Raw genomic sequence first — 24,335 nt, forward strand, 5'->3', positions numbered from 1 at the left:
GATTAAGACTATTATAATTGGGATTTGTTACAGCTAATTATCTATTTTTTTACCCTTTTAGATTTACTAAAAGTTCGATATACATAAAAGCCAATAACAGCGACTAAAATATAGGGCACTACCATTAAAAACATAATGCCATCATTTATCCCCTCTGCTGCAGATTGATCTTCACCACTTTCCAATACTGCTCTGCACATGGCGCATTGTGCCTTGGCTTGAAGCACAAAGAAAAAAGTGATAATCGATATGATGCCTTTCTTTTTCACTTTAAGCGTAATAAGGTGAAATCATTAAGTAAACTACAACTCCTGTTACAGCAACATATAACCACAATGGGAATGTTTTTTTAGCAATCTTTTTATGACGTTCGAAATTACTAGTAATCGCTCTTACATAGGTAATTAGAACGAAAGGAATAACACCTATTGATAATAAGATATGACTGAATAGAATGAAATAATACAAATATCGGATATTCCCTAACTGACTTAATTCTGCGGCATTTAATTCGCCATCTCCGTTAAGGTCACCAAATTTTGTTGAATCGCTCGTCATGTGATATAAGACGTACATTACCAGAAATAATACAGAGAGAATAATAGCAAATTTCATTAAACGCTCATGCATTTTTCTGTTGCCTCTTTTTATCATGATCACAGCGATGATCAGAACTACAGCGGTTAATGCATTAATAGTTGCATATACTGGTGGTAAAAAAATTGGTAATTCTACATCGATCTTTACCCCAAACAAAATGACTACAACTAAAGGAATGGCTACTGAAAGGATAGCAATCCACTTATTATATTTTTTTTCTTTATCTAAATCAACAGTACTCATATTATTCTTTCAAAAGTTTAGCTATATCTTCTTTTAGGATGGTTATTTCCTGTGGTATACCATCGTCATCTGTACCTTCAGCTTCAGAAATTAAACCATTATAAAAAATCAAGGGGTTTCCAAAGTTATCACGTCTCGAACGAATGTACCCGTCCTTATCTATTAATGCAAAGTTACCTGAATGTTCAAAACCTCCCTCTACAGTTTCATCTTTTGCTGTATATAAATTGAACCCTTCGTTAGCCAGTTTGTAAATAGCCTCTTCACTTCCAGTCATTAAATGCCAATTAGGATTTGAAATACCATATGCTTCAGCGTAGGCTTTTAAAACTTCTGGCGTGTCCGTTTCTGGGTTTATCGTAAACGACGCTACTCCAAAATTTTCAAAATCTTTGAAGTGATTTTGAACGTTTACTAGATTACGATTCATTATCGGACAAATCGTTGGGCAAGTTGTAAAAAAGAACTCCACGACATACACTTTACCTAAATAATCTTCATTAGTTATGGTGTTTCCATTTTGATCCGTGAAACTAAACGCAGGGACCTTTTTGGGTTCATCACCTATCTTAAGATATGCTAGATCACTTTTGGTTCCTTTGGTATTGGTAGAAACATTTTCACTTCGGCTTTCATCCCTCGTTATATCGTCATTACTAATTCTATTCACAATCTTTGGAATAAAAATTATTCCAAATACTAAAATTATGAATGCAATACCTACGTATGAATAATTAGTCTTGTTACTCATTGGTTTGTTTTAAATCTTTACTTCGTCTTTGACTAGAATCATCAAAATCGCCTTTACGCTTGTCTCTATATTCTTTGAAAAGTACGCGCATATCCTCTGCAGCCATTTTATTTTTTAATTCTGCTACTTCAACACAATTATAACTGTAAAGACTGTATAAGGGTTTATTTGATTCAATCTCTTTTTCAGTTCGATCATCTATTCTTCCTCGTTGATTTAAATCCCTATCAACTATAAAAACCATATTGGTAGCTAAATTTTCATCAAGGTCTTCTTCTGATTTCAAACTTTGAAATACACTTTTGATTTCTGATTCCTCCGCATATACAAGATGCCAAAAGCGCAAATCTTCATAAGACTTAATTTCTTTAAGTAATACTTCGGCTTCAGATTTTGCGTCATGAGGAAGCAATATTACTACTTGAAACGTTTTAAACCCTTTACTCCTATCATAAACCAGTTCCTTTAAATTGAAAGCTGCTGTAGAATTATCCATAGGCTTTTTCCCTAAAAAGGAAAGGATGGTGATATAGTCCTTTAGCTGAATATTATCATCATTTTGGGGTAACTCCTGAATATTTTCTTTAACAATATCCAAGGGATTATAGTTATCCTTGGACAGCAACATTATAAGAATAAATGCTACCGGAAGAAAGAATAATATACTTAAGACAATATTGCGTTTTTTACTGCTCAATTCCATATTGCAAAAATAAAAAAGGTGGTTTAGAAAAACCACCTTTAGATATCATTTAACTCAATATTTTGAGTTTTAAAAATCTCTCTTGATTAAAGCATCGTCTGCATTATAAACGTCAAACACATACCCACCTTCTTGTAAAAGGATAAATATGAGGTAGCATATTAAGAATACGCCTGTCCATACTACCATACGTCTTAATGCCTTTACCTCATCTCTCATGTGCATGAAATCCCAGGTGATGTAATATGCTTTTACAATCGTTAGGAAAATGAATATTAGGTTTAGAGGTTTCATATATACAAAAGGTGACAAAATAATATTGCCAATTGTAGCAAAAAACCCTCCTTCTAAAGGACTAACCCACGTATGCATCAAAAACTCTGGCTTGTAAATACCTAGTATAACCTCAATAGCGGTTACAAGAGTTAAGAATGCGAGTACACCCCAAATTTTTTGTGTGTTAGATTTAAATTTCCAACGTCCTCTGAATATTTCTAATTTATGCTCGTGTGCCATATCTTAAATGAAAATGCTATTTTAAACTAAGTAGAAGAATGTAAATACAAATACCCAAACTAAATCAACAAAGTGCCAATATAACCCTACTTTTTCAACCATTTCGTAACTTCCTCTTCTCTCGTAAGTCCCCAATATTACATTAAAGAAAATAATGATATTAATTACTACCCCAGAAAAAACGTGGAATCCGTGAAAGCCAGTTATGAAAAAGAAAAAGTCTGCAAAAAGCGATGTACCATATTCATTTACCCTAAGGTTAGCTCCTTTAACCACTAACTTTCCATTATCTTTTATCTGTTTTAACGATTCTTCTCTGGATAAAATAGTTTTTTCTCCTTCTTCGTTTAACAATTGTGTTCTTACTAATATATTTTCGTTTGCTGCAAGTCCATTGTAAATTTCATTTACTGAATATGGAGGTAATGATTCTTCAGATACGAACCATAAACCGTTTTTACGCTCATGCTGAGCTCTCACACCTTCTTCTACAACTGCAAACTCATCTATTGAAATTCTCTTGAATTTTTCCTTTCCATCTACAGTGACATATTCACCAAACTGAAGAATGTTTCCACCGTTAGTTTGTACTGCACCATAATCTCCTTGTATAAAGGTTGCCCATTCCCAAGCTTGAGAACCTACGAATATTAAACCACCAATAATCGTTAAGAACATATAAAGTGTCACTTTAGCCTTGTTCATGTGATGACCAGCATCTACAGCTAATACCATAGTTACAGAAGACATGATAAGGATAAACGTCATAAACGCTACATATATCATTGGCAATTCTTGGCCGTGTAAAAAAGGAACGTGCGTAAACACTTCATCGGCTATTGGCCATTCCTTTATAAACTTAAATCTAGAAAAGCCGTAAGCTGCCAAGAAGCCAGAAAACGTCAATGCATCAGAAACGATGAAAAACCACATCATCATTTTACCATAACTTGCTTTAAGAGGTTTACTTCCTCCTCCCCAAGTTTTTCCTTCTGTGCCAGTACTTGCTACTGTAGAATCCATAGAAATTAATTAAATTTTAAGATTGGACAAAAATAATCAAATTATGTCTCTAAAAAAATATAAAAACAAAAACAGCACAAGCCAAAGCAGGTCTACGAAATGCCAGAAATTTGCTGCCAGTTCTAATCCCAATATATTATTGGCATTGTACTTTTGTTTAAAATGATTATAAATAACAACAACTATACAAATTAACCCAGCAATAACGTGCAATATGTGCACCACAGCAATGAGATAAATATATGACATAGTGATATTACTCGTTGGGCCCGTAAAATTATATCCTGCCTGTATGATTTGCTTAAACCCTTCCAATTGACTTAAAACAAATACTACCCCTAGAACCAAGGTTGCTAATAACCATGTGGTTGTTAACTTTCGGTTGTTTTGCTTCAATGCTCTTTTTGCCAAAATAAAAGTAAGACTGCTTAGAAGAATAATAACAACGCTTACAAAAAAGGCATCAGGCAAATCATAGTTAATCAGCCAATCTTTACCTCTTCGTTGTTTAGAACTTACAATAAATGCACTAATCAATGCCGAAAATGACATGATTAAAGACCCTACTCCAAACCATAGCATCATTTTTTTTGATCTTGCTACTTTTTCCTCTTGTGTTCCTTCTGTTAAATCCATCTATCTCAAAAATTTATCTGCAACATATATAATTTGTAACATAGTAATATAAAACACGCTAGACAGCATGAGCTGTTTAGCTGCTTTTACAGTTCTTCGCTTAAAAAGTCTTAGGGCATATACCAGCATTAGCAATCCCAATAAGAAAACCAATACAGCACCAACAATTGATAATTTTAAATCTCCGGTAAACCCAAAAACAGGAATTATGGACACTAAAACCGTCCAAACACTATACACTATAATTTGAACAGCTGTTCCTTTATCACGTTTACCAGTAGGCAACATAAAGAATCCACCCTTTTCATAATCGTCGTACAAAAACCATCCAATAGACCAAAAATGAGGGAACTGCCAGAAGAATTGAACAGCAAAAAGCGTTCCTGGCTCTATCCCAAACTCACCTCTAGCAGCTACCCAACCGAGCATAAACGGAATTGCTCCTGGTATGGCTCCAACAAAAACCGAAAGTGGTGTTTTTGTTTTTAATGGCGTATAAACGCTAGTATATAAAAAAATGGAGATGGCTCCCCACATTGCTGTTTTAGGATTAATATTATAAAGGGTTACAATACCCAAAAGTGTAAATAACGTTGCTATAAAAAACGCAGTATTAACAGACATCCTACCACCAGGAATCGGTCTGTTTTTTGTCCTATCCATTAATGCATCTAAATCGCGCTCTATAATCTGATTATAGGCATTGGATGCACCTACCATAAAATAACCCCCTAACGCTAATAGTACTAGTGTTGTAATATTCACCTTATCAGCGCCCAAAAGGTAACCAGCAAGTGCAGAAAATACGACACTAATGGACAATCCCATTTTAGTGATTTCCTTAAAGTCTGTTATTGCAGAAGTTTTTGGTTCCGACGATTTTAACCTGCTCAATTCTTGTTTGTTGTCCTATTCTTAGCGAGTGCAAAGATACTTTGAAAAAAAGTTTTCACCAACGTAATGGAAAACTTTAATAATAAGGTGTATTATTAAAAATCATTGTACCAATTGAATAGATCTGTTCTTAAACCAATGCTAAACCAAAAGGTATTTGAATCTGCGGTTGTTGAGGTAATCGTTTGCGGGTTGAAATCCCTGTAAATTATATTGGTAAAAAGTTTTAAATTGGTTTCTGGATTAAGTAAATAGCCCGCCTGCAGTTCAGTCATAAAACTATTGGTCGTATTACCTTGTCCTATAGTTATTCCCGTATCACCGACTCGATCATTTTCATTGGTGTAAATATCACCACCATATGCAAAACTATCATCCTCAGTATTAAAATCGAATCCTCTCTGACCCATTATAATTTTTGCATCTGCGAACCAACGTTTATAATTATAACGACCAATCAATACCAATTCCCTAAAATTAGCACCCCAAAGATGGGCCATAGGTTGATTGAAATGTCCATAATTTAAAATTTCTGTATTATGTGAATAGGTGTAAGGACGTACTTGATTGTATTCCGCTTGAAGAAGCAAATTATCCACCTCAAAAGCATTGAAATATTTAGCCCCTAATTGAAACCCAAATTTATTCTTCCAGCTTTTATTACCACCTGTTACATCACTTAATGAAAATTCATCTAAAATGAACTGACCATAAAGATTGACTTTATTATTCCATTTGTATTTAGCACTTAAGCCCAAAATAGCATTTCCCGCACCTTGACCTGTCTGAAACTCAATAGCTCTAAAGAAAATTACAGGATTAAGATAGTTCACATCAAAACCTCGACCGTTGGTATCTGCCCACATTACTGACTCAAATAAACCTATGTTTAGTCGTTTAGAAACATTCCAACTCAGATAATGGTTTGCCATATATTTAGTTAAAAATGCATCATCTACAACAACTTCTGGTCTAACATCCTTAAGCCACATCCATGTACTGGTGTACTTTATCTTCCAGAAACTTGCATTCAATTTTAGAAATGGGTAAGGGCTTGCCACATCACTTTGAAATAGCGAACGATAACCATCACCTATAAAATTTTTACCGTGACCAAATTGAATGTTTAAAAAATCAGCCGGTGTATAAGACAAATAGGCTTCTGCAACAGGGTAATCATAGGAGTTCTCTTTAAAACCTTTTCCAATACCACGGCCAGGAATTATCGCTGGGTCTGGCCCAAATGCTCTTAGGCTTTCAGCATAATTATTAAAATAGTCCGCAAATCGTCCTTGACTCTCGTAAATTGAAGTTGAAAGATTGAATCGTTTACCCAATCCTGCCTGGATAAAAACACCTCTTGTATTATTCCATGTACCATCATCACCATCAGTTTCTCCACCCAACTGTAAATCTAAAATAGGATCTACAGTAAACCAATAATCCTTTCCTTGTACTTGAACTAAGTGTTCATTATACAGTTTTCTACCAACCCAAGAGTCGGTTTCTTTAGCTAAACTTTCCTTTTCAGCCTTGATGTCATAATATTTTGCCACATCAGTGAACACAAAAGGTTTTGCTGCCGTATGGCTATTTGTACCTATAGCATTCATTTCGTCATCAAAACGGGCATAATAAGAATGTGTAAAAGGGATGTTCAGTTGACTATCATATTCTAATTTCTCATATGGTTTTAGACTTGCATTAATCTCATCATATTCATCAGATAATGTAGCATTCAAGTTACCCCCTTTTTTAGTGACCCCAACAACTTCACCCTCTTGATTATCTGTTTCTTTTTTAGGCGGCATTAAAGGTATTGAAATACTAAGACTATATTGAACAAAAGTAGGCTTCCCGTTATAGGTTGCTGGTTTTATTTTAGGTAAAGAATCAAAAACACGTTTAGTTTCTTCTTTTAAATCATCATAAATCGCATCTACATAAACTACTCCGAACTCACCTTCTTTATTCACCTCGAACAGAACTTGAATATTACCGCTGTATTCTTCCTCAGTAACAATTTGAGGAATTTTAAAATTGTTGTAAATAATGCTATTCAATGTATAATTGAAACAAGATTTTAGCTGGTTTACTGCTAACGAATCGCATTCAGAAAAAACTGGTGGCTTTTCATAAGTTGCAAGGGTTTGCGCATTACTCAAAAAAGAACATAATAAAACGGTTATAAGCCAAGAGTGCTTCATAAAACGACTAACATTTTAGTGCACGAAAGATACTTATTTTTTTTAGTAACCCTAAAACAAAAAACCGTTACTAAAATAGTAACGGTATATTTTTCGGGTCATTAAAATTAATCCCTTGCCATAAACTTTATTGGCAAATTGTAAATAACACCAACAGGTTTATCTTGTTGATAGCCCGGCTTCATGCTTGGAATTTTATCAATAACACGCTTCGCCTCTTTTTCTAAAACAGGGTGTGGACTTCTAATTTTTATATCGGTGATGTTACCATGCTTATCTACGGTAAATTGGGTTTGGATTTTCTGTAAACCAGTTATACCATGTTCACTGGCCACATCCGTGTTAAACTTTTTACTGACCAGCCTACTAATTTTTTGAGACATACACTTTCTTTTGTCCTCATTGGTTTTCTTTTTTTCACAGCCAGGATAGACAGGTACCTTTTCAATTTTAGTAAACGGAACAAAGATTTCTTTGTCCTTTGGATTTTCCAAATCGGGTAAAGCATCTGGTTTTAAAGGAAGTTCACTTGTTTTAGAAACGTCAGGTTTGAAAATTTCAGATTCAAGAACTGGTTCGTCATTTTCAACTGCTTTAACAGCATTTGTTAACTTTTTACTTCGCACAACCTTAGGTTCTAGCTTTTTTTGTGTTTTTTCCACTGTAAAATCTGAGATCACATCAATAGTAACTAGATCCTGCGGTTCGTTAAAATGGACTTCAATTTTTTTGTCTTGAAACTGCATTTCGAAAAGTCCATAAGTAGCCAATAAGCAAAGAATCAAACCTATTTGGAAATACAGGGTTGAGTTTTTTTGTAAATTTGCATCATGCTTTTGTGACTTCTTTACTTCAATAGTGCTCTGACCAGCACTTTTGATTTTTTTTTGTAAATCTTTCATAATACGTATTATTTAAAATGTTAATATTATGATAAAGTCACAATAAGCATACCAAAAAAAATCCCGTTCAAATTAATTGAACGGGATTTTAATATCTAAATTAAATCTTGTATCTAGTCTTGTACTTGGAACACAATAGGAATTGAGAACGGCATTACAACAGCCTTGCCTCTTTGTTTTCCTGGTTTCATTTTAGGCAATTGTGCTAAAACTTTCTGTGCTTCCTTTTCCAAAGCTGGATGTGGACCACGTGTTTGTATAGCCGTAACATTACCATTTTTATCTACTTTAAACCTGCAAAAAATTCTTTTCTTACCAGGTGCTAAACCTAAATCATTAGCCAAGTCTGTATTAAACTTACGTTGTATGAACTTGTTAACTTTAGCATTCATACACTCCTTTTTCGCCGCATTTGTTTTTTCACCTTCACATCCTGGAAATACCGCTACGTTTTCGATAACATGGAAAGGAACCTCTATATCTTCTTCTACTTCTTCAACTTCAACCTCTTCAACTTCTACAATCTCTGTATCCATTTCAGTTTCTGTAGATTCCACAACTGTTTCTTCAACTTCTACCTCATCTTCAACAACTTCAATAACTTCTATTGTTGGTGGTGGCGGTGGTGGTGGTGGCGGAGGAGTAACAATTTGTTCTGTAATTGGCACTTCTTCTTCAAGGTCGTCGTCTAAATTAAGCGTGTCAGCGACAATATTGCTCTTATCATAAGTCTTGTAGTTTATTGCCAGATAAGCAATACCCAACATTAGAGCTAATCCCACAGCAAAGTAAAGCGAACTATTTCTACTTACATCGGATTTTGGATTCTTTTTAGGTTCCATAGTACTTTTCGTTTAAAGAGTTGCTAATTTAACTAAATAATAGCAAAAAAAGCAAACCTTCTATTTATTTTAACTTTAATATACTTTGTTTAATAGCAATTAATGTGCCAACTACAACACCAATACAGTTTGCCAACAAATCAATAACATCAAATGTTCTATTTGGATTAATTTGATGCTGTATTAATTCTAAAAATATAGCAAACATTAAAACCACTATAAAAACCTTGAAACTTGGCTTAGTCTTTCCAAAATATCTAAAGTACGTGAGCCAAAGGAAGGCTAATGCAATGTACGCCAGAAAATGATAAATCTTATCGTCGAATGAGGACCCTAAGTTAGGTACACCATCCAAATCTATTAGTGATGTGACAATTAATATGACTGTGTAAATGATTGCAATTACTAAAAGTAATCTTTTAACCACTTATTAGTGCTTTATAATCTTCTGCAGACAACAATCCTTCTACTTGTGATGCATCAGATAATTTCAGTTTAATCATCCAACCCTCACCATAAGGATCTGTATTTACTTTTTCTGGTTCGTCCTCGAGTGCTTCATTAAACTCTACTATTTCACCAGATAGCGGTAAATATAAATCAGAAACTGTCTTTACTGCTTCTACGGTACCGAAAACTTCTTCGGCATCCAAGGATTCATCTACAGTTTCTACTTCTACATAGACTATATCACCTAATTCACCTTGGGCAAAATCTGTAATTCCTACTGTTGCAACATCACCTTCGATCTTAACCCATTCATGGTCTTTGGTGTACTTTAATTCTGATGGTATATTCATCTTTAATGGTATAATATTAATGGAACAAAAGTAATTTTTTAATTGTTTGTTTTCAAGCCAAAAACTTAAAATTAATTACCAAAATTATAACGTAGCGTAATACCCGATCTTAAAGAGGTTTGAGGGAATGATGTAGAGATTGCAAAATCGGAGAAAGTATAGTCAAAATAAAAAATGGCGGTTAAATTTTTACTGAATGCATAATCTGCCGTAAACTTACCACTCCAGATGGTCTGACCCGCTGTGACCTGATTATTTTCCAAATCTAAATATCTTATAATGGTTTTATTATCTCTAACAGAGATATCGGCACGCATATTTAAATCACTCTTAACAATTTGTTTAGCACCTGCCAAAGCAGATCTTATCCTTAAATCTTTTATGCGATAACCCAAGCCCAGAGTATATTCTTGGCCTTGAATCTCAGTAAGTAAATTATTATCAAAGCTCAAGGAAAGCATACGATCCTTTTGTATCTCTGCTAATACCTTTATCGAATTTTTCATTTCAAACTCTAAACGTATTAAAGGACTAAATTGTTCCTCTAAGTTAATGTTACTATAGAGTGTTTCGTTTTTAAAATTACCTGCTTGATCTAATGCATCTCCTGATTGGTTATCATATTCTTCACCTCGAACACCCGCAACATAATCCAAATTAGTTCTAAACTGATTAATTGTATATCTGGACCTATAACCATGTTGAATAGAGAATCGTCTAAACGTCTTTTTAAACCAAGGAATCTTCATAAGTCCTGTGTATTTTAACTGCCAGTTTGGAATAGGCACATCCCTAAACGCACTTGTTGTAATTTTATCGGGATTGGTACCTTGGTAGGCCGATAAAAAAGCTGGCAATAAAACACGTTGGCTATTCTTGCCAAATCCTAGAGGATAACCTTCAGCATCTGTAGCAAATGTATTAGTCCCGTAAAATTCTCTTGCCAATCGATTAGCAATAATCAATCTATTGGCTCTAAAGTCATCAAAAGCATCAGACTGGTTTTCATCACTTCTACCAAATGCTGTTTTTATAAGTGCTGTAGATATATTAAAATTACCAAAGGAATTTGTGATTAGGTCTTCATATTCATCACTTAAGCCATCATTATTATTATCTAAGGCTCTAAAGTTTTCCGTAAGATTTTCAGCAAATGTTCTGTTACCAATCAAATCGATTTTCAAGTCGCGCATCGGTTCAATATTTACAGAGTAGTCAAGGGTTTTGTTTGTGACTTCAGTATACTGTTGGTTAAATTCTGGGAAGGTCGTTAACCATCCATTTCTTGCAACCAAATCCCTAACATCCCTTTGACTACCAAAGGTATAACCCCAAGTTGGCCTCAGCGTACCGATAAAACCTGGTGTTGGTAAGTAACCTGGGAGATATGTACCATTATTTTCACTGTATCCGAACTGAATACGCTTTACCATGGTCACAATATCTACTAATGTATTGTAAGCCTTTTTACCTACACTTAATTTATTTGGATCACTATTTTTCTGGCTACTATTATCTAAGGACTTATTATTTGTGTCTGGTGTAGCAGTTCTTGCTTTTGCTCTTGTATTACCAGATCTACCTCTTGGTCTTCTATTGGTCTTTTTTACTAAACCGATGGACTTATAGAAAGTTTCCATGTTTAGTGTAGAGTTTATATTATGTGTATTAGAGTTTTGAATAGAATGCCCTAAATTAAACGTTCCTATATCGGTCACCAAATTCTCATTTAAGTCGGATCCTTTCTGCCATTGGAATGCGCCATTATAAGTATAGGTTGCTCTTAAGAAACTTAAAGCAGGAATCTTATACAACGGCAACTCATAATTAACTTGAAGTTGTTGTGTTTGGAAGTTTGGATCACCAAAATCAAAGAATCCGTCCCAAACATTCAAAGTTGGGTCTTGTCGTCCATTGATACGGTCATCAATAAAATAATTTCTAACAATATTTGTATTGGCAGCAGTAAAGTTAAAACTTAAAGCATCCGTTAGATTATAGTTAATGGCATACTGAAAATCGAAAGTGTAATTTCTTCTAAACAGTTCTTCAATACCTATGTTATTACCCCCAAGCTCTACTTCTCTAAACTTCTGCTTACTGAATTGCCTATTAATATCCATATTGACAGAAATATTAGAAGGTAATAGATTGAGGTTAAAATCTTTAAGAATCTTCCAATATTTACCAGTAAATAGGGAGTCGTTCTTTTTAAATGGTTCTATTCGAGCTGGATTAAACGCATAATTATAATTCACGCCTGCCCTCACATTTTGATCTAAGGCACTCTCTATTTCAAAGTCCCGATGTTCTACTTTATTATAGGAATAATTAAAAGTCAAGTTTTCCACATCATAGAACCTAGCTTTCTTTTCACCTGTACGTTGCTTTCTCACCCCGATGAAGTTGATACTTTTTCGTTTGGTATAATTTTCATTAACCCTGAGAATGGAATCTTGATTTGTTGTATTATCGAGCTGCGTTTGTAGTTCAATATCTCTATAGTACTCATCGAACTGAGGTGTAATAATCTCCTCGCTTTGTGAGTAATTAAAAGGAATCTGAATGCCCCATTTTTTTGGAAGTAATTGTCCTAACTGAACATTAGTAACAACGTCATACTGCTTAACGTCCTCTCTACTTCGCTCATTTGGGGATTGCTCTATACCACCAAAACCAATGGTACTTCGTCTTCCAGTTGCACTAACATCAGCAAAATCTGCAATATTGGAGTCCATACTTACTACAGCAGCCCAACCACCTTCATTCTCTAAGTCAGACATACGCAATTCATTAAACCAAACTTCACCACAGGCATTAGTACCTGTTATACCAGAGTTTTTAAGGCCTACCATTAACACTCTTATATCCCCAAAGTTTGGATTACCTTTAATAGCCACACGTTGCTGACCTGTTGGTAAAGGTGAAAATTCAGGAACAGGAGTTTCATTTAATTGTCCATCTATAACATTGTAAAATGTTGGGTCATCATTGGTAAGAGACTGATCGAAAATACCTCGAGACTTAATGTCTTGAAGAATATCCAAAGAAATATTAATCTCATTAACAGCTGGCCAGACACGTTCCTCAATCGATAAATTCCCATCAACCAAATCCGTTGGTAATAACGGTACTTCAATTTGATAAAAGTTTTGGGTAAAATCATTACCCATTCTTATAAACGCTGTTAACTCACCTTCCTGAAGTGTTTGACCCTCCTGAGCTTCAGCATGCAAAAACATACGTAACTTTTTATACTGACGCATGTCTACATTAATATTTTTAAATACACCTCTAGAATCCTCAGGTTCTAATTCACAAGCTTGAAGCACTAATGATTGCTCATTCTGCCTAATAATGTTGTTATTGTTATTTAACTCTTCACGTCTTACACCTGGTGGAATTACATAATCTCCATCGTTTTCTTGTACTCCAATGATTGCCACATTAAATTCTGCATCCGCACTATTATTCGTAGGATCATTATCTAAATCTAAAGTGTATCGTCTCCAATCACTTCTTACCAGATCAAGGGTGGCAAATCTTAGCACTGTGTTCTCAACAAAGTCCCTAAGATATAACCGTGCAAAACGAACAGATCGGATATCTGTTATGCCTCCAATTGCATTTGTAGGTTCATTAATTGGTAACCTAAACTGATACCATGTCACATCTCTCTGATCACCATTTGGTAAGGTTACCGTTCTAACCTTAACATCATTAATCTGAGGATTATTTACACTAAGGTTAGTTGGGTTTATATCTACTTCGTACTCGTAATAACTATCAATGGTATTCATGGTGTTATCACGGTTAATATCCTCGACATCTGGCTGAGTTGTAGAACCTCTATTAGTGTCTGTAAACACATCTGGTGTATTACCCTCTAACCCATTATACTGCTTATAACGTTCGAATATATTACCGTCTGTATTTAAATAGTAGGTGTAGTTATCCTTGGCAGGATCCTCGCCAAAGTTATTGGCGCCAAAAATCTCAGTAAGCATTTGACTTTCTTCAACATCATCGTAACCATCATACCCAACATCTTGATTGGCTCGTTCTTGTCCTGTTGTTGCAAATGTATAGATTAAGGATTGGCTTTGAGGCACCACATAAGGAGCATTAGGTTGTAATGGATTTGGCTGTAAAAATTCTATATTTCCATCTTCCGGTAAACCATTTTCATATTGTTTTTTTCCATCTTTTAAGACATCTTCGGAAATGTTACCAAGATTAATAAATAACTTACCGCCTTGACTTGAAGGATTATCCAGAAATGGATCTTGGACCCAGAACTCAATATATTCAACATTAGCCTGTTCAAAGTCTGTAGAAGTGATTTGCCTAGAAATACCTGCCCAGCGTTGATCTGGCGCAACGGCACCTTGCGCTTCAAGCGGGTCAAAATTATAGGGTCCTCTTTCTTCGGGATAATATGCTAAATCCAATGTATTTATTACAGAGGTTTGCCCTTGAACAATATCAACCTCAGGAAAAATTTCTTCGATAAAGACACGTCTGGTATACAAGTCAGACACGTCATCGTCTGTGATACCTCCAGGTCTTTGATTACTATAAAAAATAGGATCAATGGTATACCAGTTTAAAAATCCTCTTCCATAGCCATTCTCTATGCCATTATCATCATTTCCTCTAATATTATTGGGTAACTCCTTAGGTCTACTGGAGAGAAACCATGACAATGGACTTAATAAATCTATAGAACCTTGAGTTCCTTCGAAGTCATCGATATAAGCCGTGGCCTCACCATCAAAATCCGTTCCGTTTGGTGCACCCGGCAACAGATAGGCAAACTCACCTCTAACCGAAAGATTAGATGGTACATCTGTGTCTATATTGGGTAGTTTATTAACTAATCTAGTTAAAAATGGGACCTCGGTCGAATAATTTCCATTAAAACCAAATATGGTATTATTAATGGGTTCTGAATTAAAGTTAGCCTTTTGGGTAATTGGTCTTTCGTTAAGATTTAAAAGTGTTGCACCAAGCACAAAATTCTCATTAAACTGATGCTCTACGTTAACACCTGTAAAACGTCGTGTTTGCTGACCAAAAACAGCATTATTCTCCACCGAAACATTAATTGGTGTATTGGAGGCCTTTAAGGCTTCATCTAGAATTTCTACCCTGCCTAATTGATAGTTAACCGTGTAATCTATACCTTCTACCAACACTCTACCTCCGGCTGTTACTCTCACTGAACCTCTTGGTACATTAAAGGCACCTATAGGAATACCTCCTCCACCTCCACTGCTCTTAAAACGACCTTTAATTTGGAATTTATTTTTCTCGGCTTCATCTAAGGCCTGTGTCTTTGTAGATTTATAAAGTAAATCATAAACATATTTTTCCTGATTTTCATTAGTGTAAACATCCTGCTCATAATCAGCAGCATTGTTGTTTGGATTACCATCGTTATCAAGCACATCGAATAAGTAACGCCCAAAAGGCTCTGCTTTTGTGAAAATAATCTTTCCATTTTGCGACAAGACTGTTAAACCAGGTACATAATCAAAGAAACCATCACCACGCTCTTGAGGGTCATTGTTAAAATTAAGACGGTCTAAATGGAAAAGTCTAATAAGAGGGGTTTCATTGATCTCTGTATCATCACCCGTAAAAGGTGTGTTATTATCAAATAATGGAAACGCAGTGCCTTCAACCGGTCTTATATAATTGACAGGAGACGCTTCTGTATAAAAAATGTTCAATCTAAAATCTTCCTGACTTAATTGAAAGGCTCCTGTATCATAAATATTTTTCATCATAAGGTCCCAAATCGGCTGATCAACGGCTGTAACAGCACTTTTCAACATCTTTAAGACTAAACTCTGATTATTAATGACCTGATTACCTCCTGTTCCATCACTAACCTGAGTAGCGTCTACACCGTCATTGGCAAATTCACCTACCTGAAAGACCTCTCCTCCTCTTGTATATTGAAATGCAACCGCTAATACCTCATCATTTAATAAGCGTTGATTCAACGAAATGTATCCTAATTCTGTGTTTAAAACATAATCTTGGCCTTCTTGTAGCTTTCTAGCCGCCTCAAGCTTACCGTAATCAAAACCTTCATTAATATTAACCAAAACACCAGCTTCTACATTGGTAATATCTCTCACCGCACTCGTTAAAAGTGAACCAGCACCACCAATATTACCAGGGTCAAAATCGTTATTGCCATTATCAGGCAGGGCGTTAGGATTATTAATAAATCCTGCTGGTAAAGGATTTAGTCCGATATTATCAATTTCAGACTCTCCTAAGTCCTGAAAAGCGACAATATTTCTAACATTTTCGGTTTGGTTATTTCTATTCGTAACCCAAACTTCAACTCTTGTAATTTGTAATCCTTGGTTATCTATAAACGGATACTGTAAAAGTGCCTTATCGTAATTGTCCCTGAAGTAATGTGACAAAAAATAGTGTCTATTCTCATCATAATCTCGCGCAAAAAACTCAAACTCTTCTAATGTCCCACCACCTTGTGCAACAACAGATCTGGACTGTGATTGCTGTTCTGAAAAAACAGCAGTGACTCTCGTTTTACCAAATTGTAACTCAGTTTTAACACCAAATAGACTTTGTGCTCCTCTAATTAAAGAACTATTAAGTGGCATATTAACATTACCTACTTCAATTTTTCTTACGACATCGTCTTCTGTCGGAGTATATTCTAATTTTACAATTTGCTGAAAATCGAAAGTAGCTTCTGTATCGTAATTAGCTGTAACTTGAAGTCGTGTACCAACTTTACCCAGTAAACTCAATCCTATTCTTTGATCAAAATCAAACGTAAAATTTGTTCTGTTTCTTGGTGAAAACGCTGGGTTGTCCTGTCGTGAAAATAACACCCCCAAATCTACTTCTGCGTAACCACTAGGAATAACATTTATGGTATTTCCACCAAATATGGTTTCAAATAGGCCGGAATTGACATAAAACTCTGGTAATAAATTCTTTTGATCCTCTTCACTACCTTCCTTTTGCCCGGCAGCAGCGTCTGCCATTCGTTTGTAATATTCCTTTATTTTTTCTTCTAAAACCAAACGTTGAAATTCTTCAGGCGTGAGGATTAAAGGGTAGTTGATATTAAAATTACCAACTTTCTCAGTATATATGTAGCGATCTAAGATAGGGTCGTAGGTGTATTTAGAAACAATGCTATTGGGGTTAGGCATTTTTAATTTTCCAAATGCAAATGTTGTTCTGGTAGAATCCTGCTCCTCTGGTTCTTGCGAATAACCAGAAATACCCACTAGTAACATAAACACTAATGAGACGTAAAAACTGATTGATTTTAATTGATTGTAGTTAGTTATATTCAATTGTATTATAAGTTTTTAAGAGCGTCTTTAATGATTTGCTCTACAAGGGCATCTGGTTGGGCTTTTAATATTTTATCAACTACTTTTTCGGATTGTTTTTTGTTAAATCCTAAAACATCTAAAGCAGATAACGCTTCATCTTTATTAGTATTGTTTGGAGCAAGCGAAAGTTCATCCATACCATAAACTTTTAACACTTTATCTTTTAAATCTATGATTACTCGCTGCGCAGTCTTAGCTCCAATACCCTTTACACTTTGAATTAAAGCCACATTTTCACTAGCTATTCCTTCCTTGACCTGTTCTGGCGTTAATGAAGAAAGCATGGTACGCGCTGTATTTGCACCTATACCACTAACAGATATCAAAAGTTTAAAGATTTCGCGTTCAACTTTTGATGAAAATCCGTAAAGACTGTGTGAATCTTCTCTTACTTGGAGATATGTATATAACTTAAGGTTTTCTCTATCCGGGATTTGAGAAAACGTATGCAATGATATATTAACAAAATATCCTACTCCGTTGCAATCTATAACAACATCTGTAGGATTCTTTTCTACAAGTTTTCCCTCTAAGTGTGTAATCATTTATTACTAAAGGTTAAAGTCCCAAATGTAATAAAATTATTTACAATAAAAGGGCTGAAAACCATGTTAGACCGCTAGATCTTTTGCTGGCGTTTTTCTCGCTCTTGGGCATCTATAACCGCAATCGCAGTCATATTTACTATTTCATCTACACTAGCTCCCAATTGCAATATATGTACAGGCTTGGACATTCCCATCATAATTGGACCTATTGACTCTGACTTGTTAAGTTCCTTTAGCAACTTATACGTAATGTTTGCCGCATCTAAGCTAGGAAAGATAAGCGTGTTTACTTTACGACCCGCCAACTTAGAAAATGGGAATATATCTTGAAGCATTTTAGCATTCAATGCAAAGTCTGTCTGTAACTCACCATCTACAATCATATCCGGGTAGGCTTTATGTAAAATAGCCACAGCTTCCTGTACTTTTTGAGCTCTTGGATTTTCTGAAGAACCAAAATTAGAGTATGATATCATGGCGGTGACTGGTTCTATACCAAACATTCTGGCAACTCTTGAGGTCATCCTTGCAATTCGCGCCAAGTCCTTAGCATCTGGTTCTATATTTATGGCCGTATCACTTAAAAACATAGGGCCTCGTTGAGTCATCATTACATTTGTTGTTGCTATTCTAGACACATGATCTGCCATACCAATAAGCTCCAACATCGGCTTTACAACAGTTGGGTAACTCCTTGAGTAACCTGTAACAAGGGCATCTGCATCACCTACATTCACCATCATAGCCGCATAGTAATTGCGTTCGCGCATTATCTTTTGAGCAGAGTATAATGTCACACCTTGTCTTTTTCGTTTTTCCCAATAGACCTTTGCATATTGATTCTTGCGCTCGGTTTCATCGTCAGATTTTGGATCGATGATTTCAATATCAGCTTCAAAATCAATTTCAGACATTAACTCCACAATGGTTTCTTTTCTGCCAAGTAGAATTGGCTTAGCCACTCCTTCTTCATAGACAATTTGAGCTGCTTTTAATACATCTAGCTGATCTGCTTCCGCAAATACAACACGTTTAGGGTTGGTTCGAGCTCTTCCCAAGAGTTGACGTACCAGTTTATTATCTGAGCCTAATCGTTCTAATAACGAATTCTTATAGCGATCCCAATCTTCTATAGGCTCTTTGGCTACTCCACTGTCCATTGCAGCCTTTGCCACGGCAGGAGGTACTTCAGCAATTAAGCGTGGATCAAATGGTTTTGGAATAATATAGTCTCTCCCAAAAGTTAATCGTGTTTCGTTATAGGCGAGATTAACTTGTTCTGGAACTGGCTCCTTTGCCAGTCTAGATAAAGCCTTAACGGCTGCCATCTTCATTTCTTCATTAATCTTTGTTGCGCGCACATCTAAAGCACCTCTAAAAATAAATGGAAAGCCCAGTACATTATTAACCTGATTTGGATGATCGCTACGGCCAGTTGCCATTATGATATCCTCTCTGGTATCTATAGCTAAATCGTAATTTATTTCAGGATTAGGGTTAGCCATTGCAAAAACAATTGGTTTTGCAGACATAGACTTTAACATCTCTGGCGTCACTATATCTGCCATAGATAAACCGATAAATACATCGGCATTTTTCATGGCTTCCTCTAAGGTGTCTATTTTTCTGTCTGTTGCAAATTCTGCTTTTTGAGAAGTCAGGTTATCTCTATCCTTTCTTATGACTCCTTTACTATCTAGCATTACAATGTTTTCACTTTTAGCTCCAAATGCTTTATAAAGTCTTGTACAGGATATTGCCGCGGCACCTGCTCCACTAACAACAATCTTAACATCGGCAATGGTTTTTTCGGCCAATTCTAATGCATTCAGAAGTGCAGCGGCAGATATTATGGCCGTACCGTGCTGATCATCATGCATCACTGGAATGTCCAATTCCTCCTTTAAACGTTGTTCTATTTCAAAGGCTTCTGGTGCCTTAATATCTTCAAGGTTAATACCTCCAAACGTTGGCGCGATATTTTTAACCGTTTCAATAAAATCATCAACATTTTCAGTATTAACTTCAATATCAAAAACATCTATATCAGCAAAGATTTTAAACAGTAACCCCTTTCCTTCCATTACAGGTTTCGAAGCTTCAGGACCAATATTTCCCAAACCTAAAACTGCTGTTCCATTAGAAATAACAGCTACAAGATTGCCTTTTGCGGTATACTTGTAAACATTATTAACATCCTTTTCTATTTCTAAGCAAGGTTCTGCTACACCTGGGGAATAGGCCAAGGATAAATCGCGTTGGGAGGCATATTTTTTTGTTGGGACAACCTTTATCTTACCTGGTGTAGGCTTAGCGTGATATACTAAGGCTTCTATTCGCTTACTCTGTTTGCTCATAATCAATATCTATTGAGTTGCAAAGATAATCAAAGAAGCTTGGAGTTGAATTTACAAGAGAAAAAATCAATCTTTTAGAAACTCAATATTCCGCCTAAGACCTGATAATTTTGTTCGTTTTACTGCAGATTTTTTGAATACCTTTTTAAACGTGTCTTCTGTAATTTCTTGCCAATCTTTCTTTGTCATTGCTAACAAATCTGGATGTGGATCAAATAAGGGTTCATTATGTGGTTTTGAAAATCGATTCCATGGACAAACATCTTGGCAGATGTCGCAACCAAACATCCAATCATCAAATTTACCTTTAAAATCATTTGGTATATTGTCTTTGAGTTCTATAGTGAAATATGAGATGCATTTGCTACCATCTACAACATAGGGTTCTGTTATTGCTTCTGTTGGACAGGCATCTATACAAGCCGTACATGTCCCACAATGATCCGTAACTGGTGTATCATAATCTAACTCTAAGTCTATGATGAGCTCAGCAATAAAATAGAATGAACCAACCTTTTGAGTGAGTAGATTAGAGTGTTTACCTATCCAACCTAATCCAGATTTAGCTGCCCAAGCCTTGTCTAAAACTGGTGCAGAATCCACAAACGCTCGTCCAAAAACTTCACCTATTTCTTCTTGAATAAAAGCCAACAACATTTTGAGTTTATCCTTTATTACAAAATGGTAATCTGTACCATAAGCATACTTAGACAACTTGTAAGATTCTTTAGTTTGAACTTCTGAAGGGTAATAATTCAATAGCAAAGACACCACGCTTTTTGATCCTTCAACAAGTAGTGTCGGATCTAAGCGTTTATCGAAATGGTTTTCCATATAACGCATTTCGCCATGCCTATTTTTATTTAACCAAGACTCTAACCTTGGCGCTTCTTCTTCTAAAAATCCTGCTTGACTAATACCACAAGATAAAAAACCGAGGCGTTTCGCTTCGGTTTTAATCAATTCTGTGTATTTAGCCTTATTATTTATCATTTTTATTACTTCAAGAGGATGAAGTATAAAGTCTTCTAAAACAATCCGCCTTGTATTGGCCCTTTAATCTTACCTAGATGTTTGTAGGCTTGCTCTGTTACTTCTCGACCTCGTGGCGTACGCATAATAAAACCTTGTTGAATTAAAAAGGGTTCATAAACTTCTTCTATGGTTTCTGCACTTTCACTCACAGCCGTTGCTAAAGTTGTTATGCCCACAGGACCACCTTTAAACTTTTCGATAATTGTTGTTAAGATTTTATTATCCATTTCATCCAAACCATGCGCATCTACATTTAATGCTTCTAATGCAAATTTGGCAATCTCAATATCTATCTTTCCATTGCCTTTTATTTGGGCAAAATCTCTAACACGTCGTAATAAGGCATTGGCAATTCTAGGAGTCCCTCTACTACGACCTGCAATCTCAATGGCCGCTTCCATTGATATAGGGACATTTAATATTGAGGAACTACGTTGCACAATGGAGGTTAGCAAGTCAGTTTTATAATACTGCAAACGACTGCTTATACCAAAACGCGCACGCATGGGCGCCGTTAACAGTCCTGAACGTGTTGTAGCTCCGACAAGGGTAAATGGATTTAGGTTAATCTGAACTGTTCTGGCATTTGGCCCAGATTCAATCATAATATCTATTTTGTAGTCCTCCATAGCTGAGTACAAGTACTCTTCTACGATAGGGCTCAAACGATGAATTTCATCAATGAATAAGACATCTCTATCATCTAAATTGGTAAGTAATCCTGCGAGGTCTCCTGGTTTATCCAAAACGGGTCCAGATGTTACTTTGATGTTGACATCCAACTCATTTGCTAATATATGAGCTAGTGTTGTTTTTCCTAATCCGGGTGGACCATGAAACAATGTATGATCTAATGCTTCACCCCTTAAATTAGCTGCCTGAACAAAAACCAGCAGGTTTTCTAGAACCTGATCTTGGCCTGTAAAATCATCAAATGTTAAAGGTCTCAACTTCTTTTCAAGGTCGAGTTCCTCAGGACTGTAATTGTCGTTGGATGGATTGAGGTTTTCATTCATACATAACAAATATAAAGAAAAAGCCTTTCTTAAATTGAAAGGCTTCTCATTATTGTATGCTTAAAACGTTAGTGATGTAATTCCTCTTCACCTTCCTTCATTGGTACATTCTGGGGCACAAAATCTTCATCATGTCCAGGCTTACTGTAATCATAAGGCCAGCGATAAACATGAGGAATTGCACCAGGCCAGTTACCATGAATATGTTTAACCGGTGCCGTCCACTCTAAGGTTGTTGATCTCCATGGATTTTGCTCTGCTTTTTTACCATAGAAAATACTATTAAAGAAGTTGTAAAGAAATACGATCTGTGCCAAACCTGCTATCAATGCAAATACCGTTATAACAACTTGTGTATTAGCCGTATCATCAAAAAGTGGGAAATTAGAATTGGTATAATAACGTCTTGGCAATCCTGCCATTCCTATAAAGTGCATTGGGAAGAAAACACCATAAGCACAAATGGCCGTTATCCAGAAGTGGATATACCCCAAGTTTTTATTCATCATTCTTCCAAACATCTTTGGGAACCAATGGTAAACACCTGCAAATACACCATATAGTGCAGATATACCCATTACCAAATGGAAGTGAGCTACGACAAAATAAGTATCATGCACATTGATATCTAATGCGCTATCTCCTAAAATTATACCTGTTAAACCACCCGTAATGAAGGTAGACACCAATCCAATAGAAAACAACATCGCTGGATTCATTTGTAGATTACCTTTCCAAAGTGTGGTGATATAATTAAATGCTTTTACTGCAGATGGAATCGCAATAAGTAAGGTTGTAAATGTAAATACAGAACCTAAGAACGGATTCATTCCTGAAACGAACATATGGTGACCCCAAACTATTGTTGACAAAAAGGCAATAGCCAAAATGGAAAGAATCATTGCTCTATACCCGAAAATTGGCTTTCTTGAATTGGTAGCGATAATTTCTGAGGTAATACCCAAAGCAGGTAATAATACAATGTAAACTTCAGGGTGACCTAAGAACCAAAACAGGTGCTCATATAAAACTGGAGAACCCCCTTGATAGTGTAACACTTCACCTTGAATAAAAATGTCGGATAAGAAGAAGGACGTACCGAAACTTCTATCCATAATTAAAAGTAAAGCTGCCGATAATAGTACTGGGAATGAAATCACACCAATAACGGCAGTAATAAAGAACGCCCAAATAGTTAATGGCATTCTTGTCATTGACATACCTTTTGTTCTAAGGTTAAGAACCGTAACAATATAATTTAATGATCCTAACAATGAAGATGCGATAAAAATAGCCATGGATACCAGCCACATCGTCATACCTGTACCAGAACCTGGTTGAGCCATTGGTAACGCACTTAATGGTGGATACACTGTCCAACCTGCTGCCGCAGGACCAGCTTCTACAAAGAAGGATAACACCATAATAACACAAGACACAAAAAACAACCAATAGGAAACCATATTAAGGAAACCTGAAGCCATATCTCTTGCACCTATCTGAAGTGGAATCAAAAGGTTACTAAAAGTACCACTTAAACCAGCCGTTAGTACAAAAAATACCATAATGGTTCCGTGAATGGTCACGAGTGCCAAATAAATATCCGCATCCATAACACCACCAGGAGCCCATTTACCAAGTAACGCTTCAAAAACGGCATTTGGTTGCTCTGGCCATGCGATTTGCATACGTATCATCAAAGACATCAAAATACCGATAATACCCATTACAATAACTCCTGTAAGCAGGTACTGTTTAGCAATCATCTTGTGATCTTGACTAAAGATGTATTTAGTTACAAAAGTTTCTTTATGGTGATGTACGTCGTGATCGTCGTGATTGTGTGTATCTACTGTTGCTGACAT

At 35.8% G+C, this 24,335-nt stretch carries 19 protein-coding genes; all 19 read right to left on the reverse strand.

The genetic code is table 11. The features are described from left to right. Positions 1 to 41: 41 nt before the first annotated feature. A complete protein-coding gene (locus ACFQ1K_RS10060) occupies positions 42 to 269 on the reverse strand; it encodes a hypothetical protein (protein ID WP_320554613.1) in 228 nt (75 codons plus the stop codon). Position 270: 1 nt separating this feature from the next. Further along, positions 271 to 843: a DUF420 domain-containing protein gene (locus tag ACFQ1K_RS10065; protein ID WP_111684995.1), complete on the reverse strand. Its 573-nt coding sequence runs from the start codon at positions 841 to 843 to the stop codon at positions 271 to 273. Position 844: 1 nt separating this feature from the next. Then, on the reverse strand, positions 845 to 1,594 hold the full coding sequence (locus tag ACFQ1K_RS10070; protein WP_320554614.1) for an SCO family protein: 750 nt from the start codon (positions 1,592 to 1,594) through the stop codon (positions 845 to 847). Continuing rightward, positions 1,587 to 2,297, reverse strand: coding sequence for a hypothetical protein (locus tag ACFQ1K_RS10075; protein WP_320554615.1), 711 nt, complete (start codon positions 2,295 to 2,297; stop codon positions 1,587 to 1,589). Before ACFQ1K_RS10075 ends, ACFQ1K_RS10070 begins: the two co-directional genes overlap by 8 nt. A gap of 69 nt (positions 2,298 to 2,366) precedes the next feature. Continuing rightward, on the reverse strand, positions 2,367 to 2,813 hold the full coding sequence (locus ACFQ1K_RS10080) for a cytochrome C oxidase subunit IV family protein (protein WP_320554616.1): 447 nt from the start codon (positions 2,811 to 2,813) through the stop codon (positions 2,367 to 2,369). A 21-nt stretch (positions 2,814 to 2,834) separates the two neighbouring features. Beyond that, on the reverse strand, positions 2,835 to 3,836 hold the full coding sequence (locus tag ACFQ1K_RS10085; RefSeq protein ID WP_320554617.1) for a cytochrome c oxidase subunit 3: 1,002 nt from the start codon (positions 3,834 to 3,836) through the stop codon (positions 2,835 to 2,837). 36 nt (positions 3,837 to 3,872) lie between these two features. Then, on the reverse strand, positions 3,873 to 4,472 hold the full coding sequence (locus ACFQ1K_RS10090; RefSeq protein WP_320554618.1) for a cytochrome c oxidase subunit 3: 600 nt from the start codon (positions 4,470 to 4,472) through the stop codon (positions 3,873 to 3,875). After that, on the reverse strand, positions 4,473 to 5,366 hold the full coding sequence (cyoE, locus tag ACFQ1K_RS10095; protein ID WP_320554619.1) for a heme o synthase: 894 nt from the start codon (positions 5,364 to 5,366) through the stop codon (positions 4,473 to 4,475). A 95-nt stretch (positions 5,367 to 5,461) separates the two neighbouring features. Further along, positions 5,462 to 7,573, reverse strand: a complete 2,112-nt coding sequence (locus tag ACFQ1K_RS10100) for a gliding motility protein RemB (protein WP_320554620.1) — start codon at positions 7,571 to 7,573, stop codon at positions 5,462 to 5,464. 107 nt (positions 7,574 to 7,680) lie between these two features. Then, positions 7,681 to 8,475, reverse strand: coding sequence for an energy transducer TonB (locus ACFQ1K_RS10105; RefSeq protein ID WP_320554621.1), 795 nt, complete (start codon positions 8,473 to 8,475; stop codon positions 7,681 to 7,683). 113 nt (positions 8,476 to 8,588) lie between these two features. Continuing rightward, positions 8,589 to 9,317, reverse strand: a complete 729-nt coding sequence (locus ACFQ1K_RS10110; RefSeq protein WP_320554622.1) for an energy transducer TonB — start codon at positions 9,315 to 9,317, stop codon at positions 8,589 to 8,591. Positions 9,318 to 9,381: 64 nt separating this feature from the next. Next, on the reverse strand, positions 9,382 to 9,744 hold the full coding sequence (locus tag ACFQ1K_RS10115) for a VanZ family protein (RefSeq protein ID WP_320554623.1): 363 nt from the start codon (positions 9,742 to 9,744) through the stop codon (positions 9,382 to 9,384). Beyond that, positions 9,737 to 10,117: a glycine cleavage system protein GcvH gene (gene gcvH, locus ACFQ1K_RS10120; protein ID WP_320554624.1), complete on the reverse strand. Its 381-nt coding sequence runs from the start codon at positions 10,115 to 10,117 to the stop codon at positions 9,737 to 9,739. The genes ACFQ1K_RS10115 and gcvH overlap by 8 nt, the downstream gene beginning before the upstream one ends. A gap of 71 nt (positions 10,118 to 10,188) precedes the next feature. Then, a complete protein-coding gene (gene sov / locus ACFQ1K_RS10125) occupies positions 10,189 to 17,472 on the reverse strand; it encodes a T9SS outer membrane translocon Sov/SprA (RefSeq protein ID WP_386134162.1) in 7,284 nt (2,427 codons plus the stop codon). Between the two features lie 5 nt (positions 17,473 to 17,477). Beyond that, complete coding sequence (gene ruvA / locus ACFQ1K_RS10130) at positions 17,478 to 18,059, reverse strand: Holliday junction branch migration protein RuvA (RefSeq protein WP_320554625.1); 582 nt, start codon at positions 18,057 to 18,059, stop codon at positions 17,478 to 17,480. Between the two features lie 74 nt (positions 18,060 to 18,133). Next, positions 18,134 to 20,419, reverse strand: a complete 2,286-nt coding sequence (locus ACFQ1K_RS10135) for an NADP-dependent malic enzyme (protein WP_320554626.1) — start codon at positions 20,417 to 20,419, stop codon at positions 18,134 to 18,136. A 66-nt stretch (positions 20,420 to 20,485) separates the two neighbouring features. Then, positions 20,486 to 21,412 carry a tRNA epoxyqueuosine(34) reductase QueG gene (gene queG / locus ACFQ1K_RS10140; RefSeq protein ID WP_320554627.1) on the reverse strand — a complete coding sequence of 309 codons (927 nt, stop codon included), beginning with the start codon at positions 21,410 to 21,412 and terminating at the stop codon, positions 20,486 to 20,488. Positions 21,413 to 21,447: 35 nt separating this feature from the next. After that, the gene (gene ruvB / locus ACFQ1K_RS10145; protein ID WP_320554628.1) at positions 21,448 to 22,470 is read right to left on the reverse strand and encodes a Holliday junction branch migration DNA helicase RuvB; all 1,023 of its coding nucleotides are present in this window, start codon (positions 22,468 to 22,470) and stop codon (positions 21,448 to 21,450) included. 68 nt (positions 22,471 to 22,538) lie between these two features. Beyond that, positions 22,539 to 24,335, reverse strand: a complete 1,797-nt coding sequence (locus ACFQ1K_RS10150) for a cytochrome c oxidase subunit I (RefSeq protein WP_320554629.1) — start codon at positions 24,333 to 24,335, stop codon at positions 22,539 to 22,541.

Source organism: Winogradskyella aquimaris, from assembly GCF_042676105.1.
In the GTDB taxonomy this organism is placed as follows: domain Bacteria; phylum Bacteroidota; class Bacteroidia; order Flavobacteriales; family Flavobacteriaceae; genus Winogradskyella; species Winogradskyella aquimaris.

Excerpts from the sequence above, each read along its gene's own strand:
- ACFQ1K_RS10065 (WP_111684995.1), bottom strand. The coding sequence starts at position 843 with ATGAGTACTGTTGATTTAGATAAAGAAAAAAAATATAATAAGTGGATT.
- ACFQ1K_RS10070 (WP_320554614.1), bottom strand. The coding sequence starts at position 1,594 with ATGAGTAACAAGACTAATTATTCATACGTAGGTATTGCATTCATAATT.
- ACFQ1K_RS10150 (WP_320554629.1), bottom strand. The coding sequence starts at position 24,335 with ATGTCAGCAACAGTAGATACACACAATCACGACGATCACGACGTACAT.
- gcvH (WP_320554624.1), bottom strand. The coding sequence starts at position 10,117 with ATGAATATACCATCAGAATTAAAGTACACCAAAGACCATGAATGGGTT.
- ACFQ1K_RS10085 (WP_320554617.1), bottom strand. The coding sequence starts at position 3,836 with ATGGATTCTACAGTAGCAAGTACTGGCACAGAAGGAAAAACTTGGGGA.
- queG (WP_320554627.1), bottom strand. The coding sequence starts at position 21,412 with ATGATAAATAATAAGGCTAAATACACAGAATTGATTAAAACCGAAGCG.
- ruvB (WP_320554628.1), bottom strand. The coding sequence starts at position 22,470 with ATGAATGAAAACCTCAATCCATCCAACGACAATTACAGTCCTGAGGAA.
- ACFQ1K_RS10090 (WP_320554618.1), bottom strand. The coding sequence starts at position 4,472 with ATGGATTTAACAGAAGGAACACAAGAGGAAAAAGTAGCAAGATCAAAA.
- ACFQ1K_RS10135 (WP_320554626.1), bottom strand. The coding sequence starts at position 20,419 with ATGAGCAAACAGAGTAAGCGAATAGAAGCCTTAGTATATCACGCTAAG.
- ACFQ1K_RS10110 (WP_320554622.1), bottom strand. The coding sequence starts at position 9,317 with ATGGAACCTAAAAAGAATCCAAAATCCGATGTAAGTAGAAATAGTTCG.
- ACFQ1K_RS10080 (WP_320554616.1), bottom strand. The coding sequence starts at position 2,813 with ATGGCACACGAGCATAAATTAGAAATATTCAGAGGACGTTGGAAATTT.
- ACFQ1K_RS10105 (WP_320554621.1), bottom strand. The coding sequence starts at position 8,475 with ATGAAAGATTTACAAAAAAAAATCAAAAGTGCTGGTCAGAGCACTATT.
- ruvA (WP_320554625.1), bottom strand. The coding sequence starts at position 18,059 with ATGATTACACACTTAGAGGGAAAACTTGTAGAAAAGAATCCTACAGAT.
- ACFQ1K_RS10100 (WP_320554620.1), bottom strand. The coding sequence starts at position 7,573 with ATGAAGCACTCTTGGCTTATAACCGTTTTATTATGTTCTTTTTTGAGT.
- ACFQ1K_RS10075 (WP_320554615.1), bottom strand. The coding sequence starts at position 2,297 with ATGGAATTGAGCAGTAAAAAACGCAATATTGTCTTAAGTATATTATTC.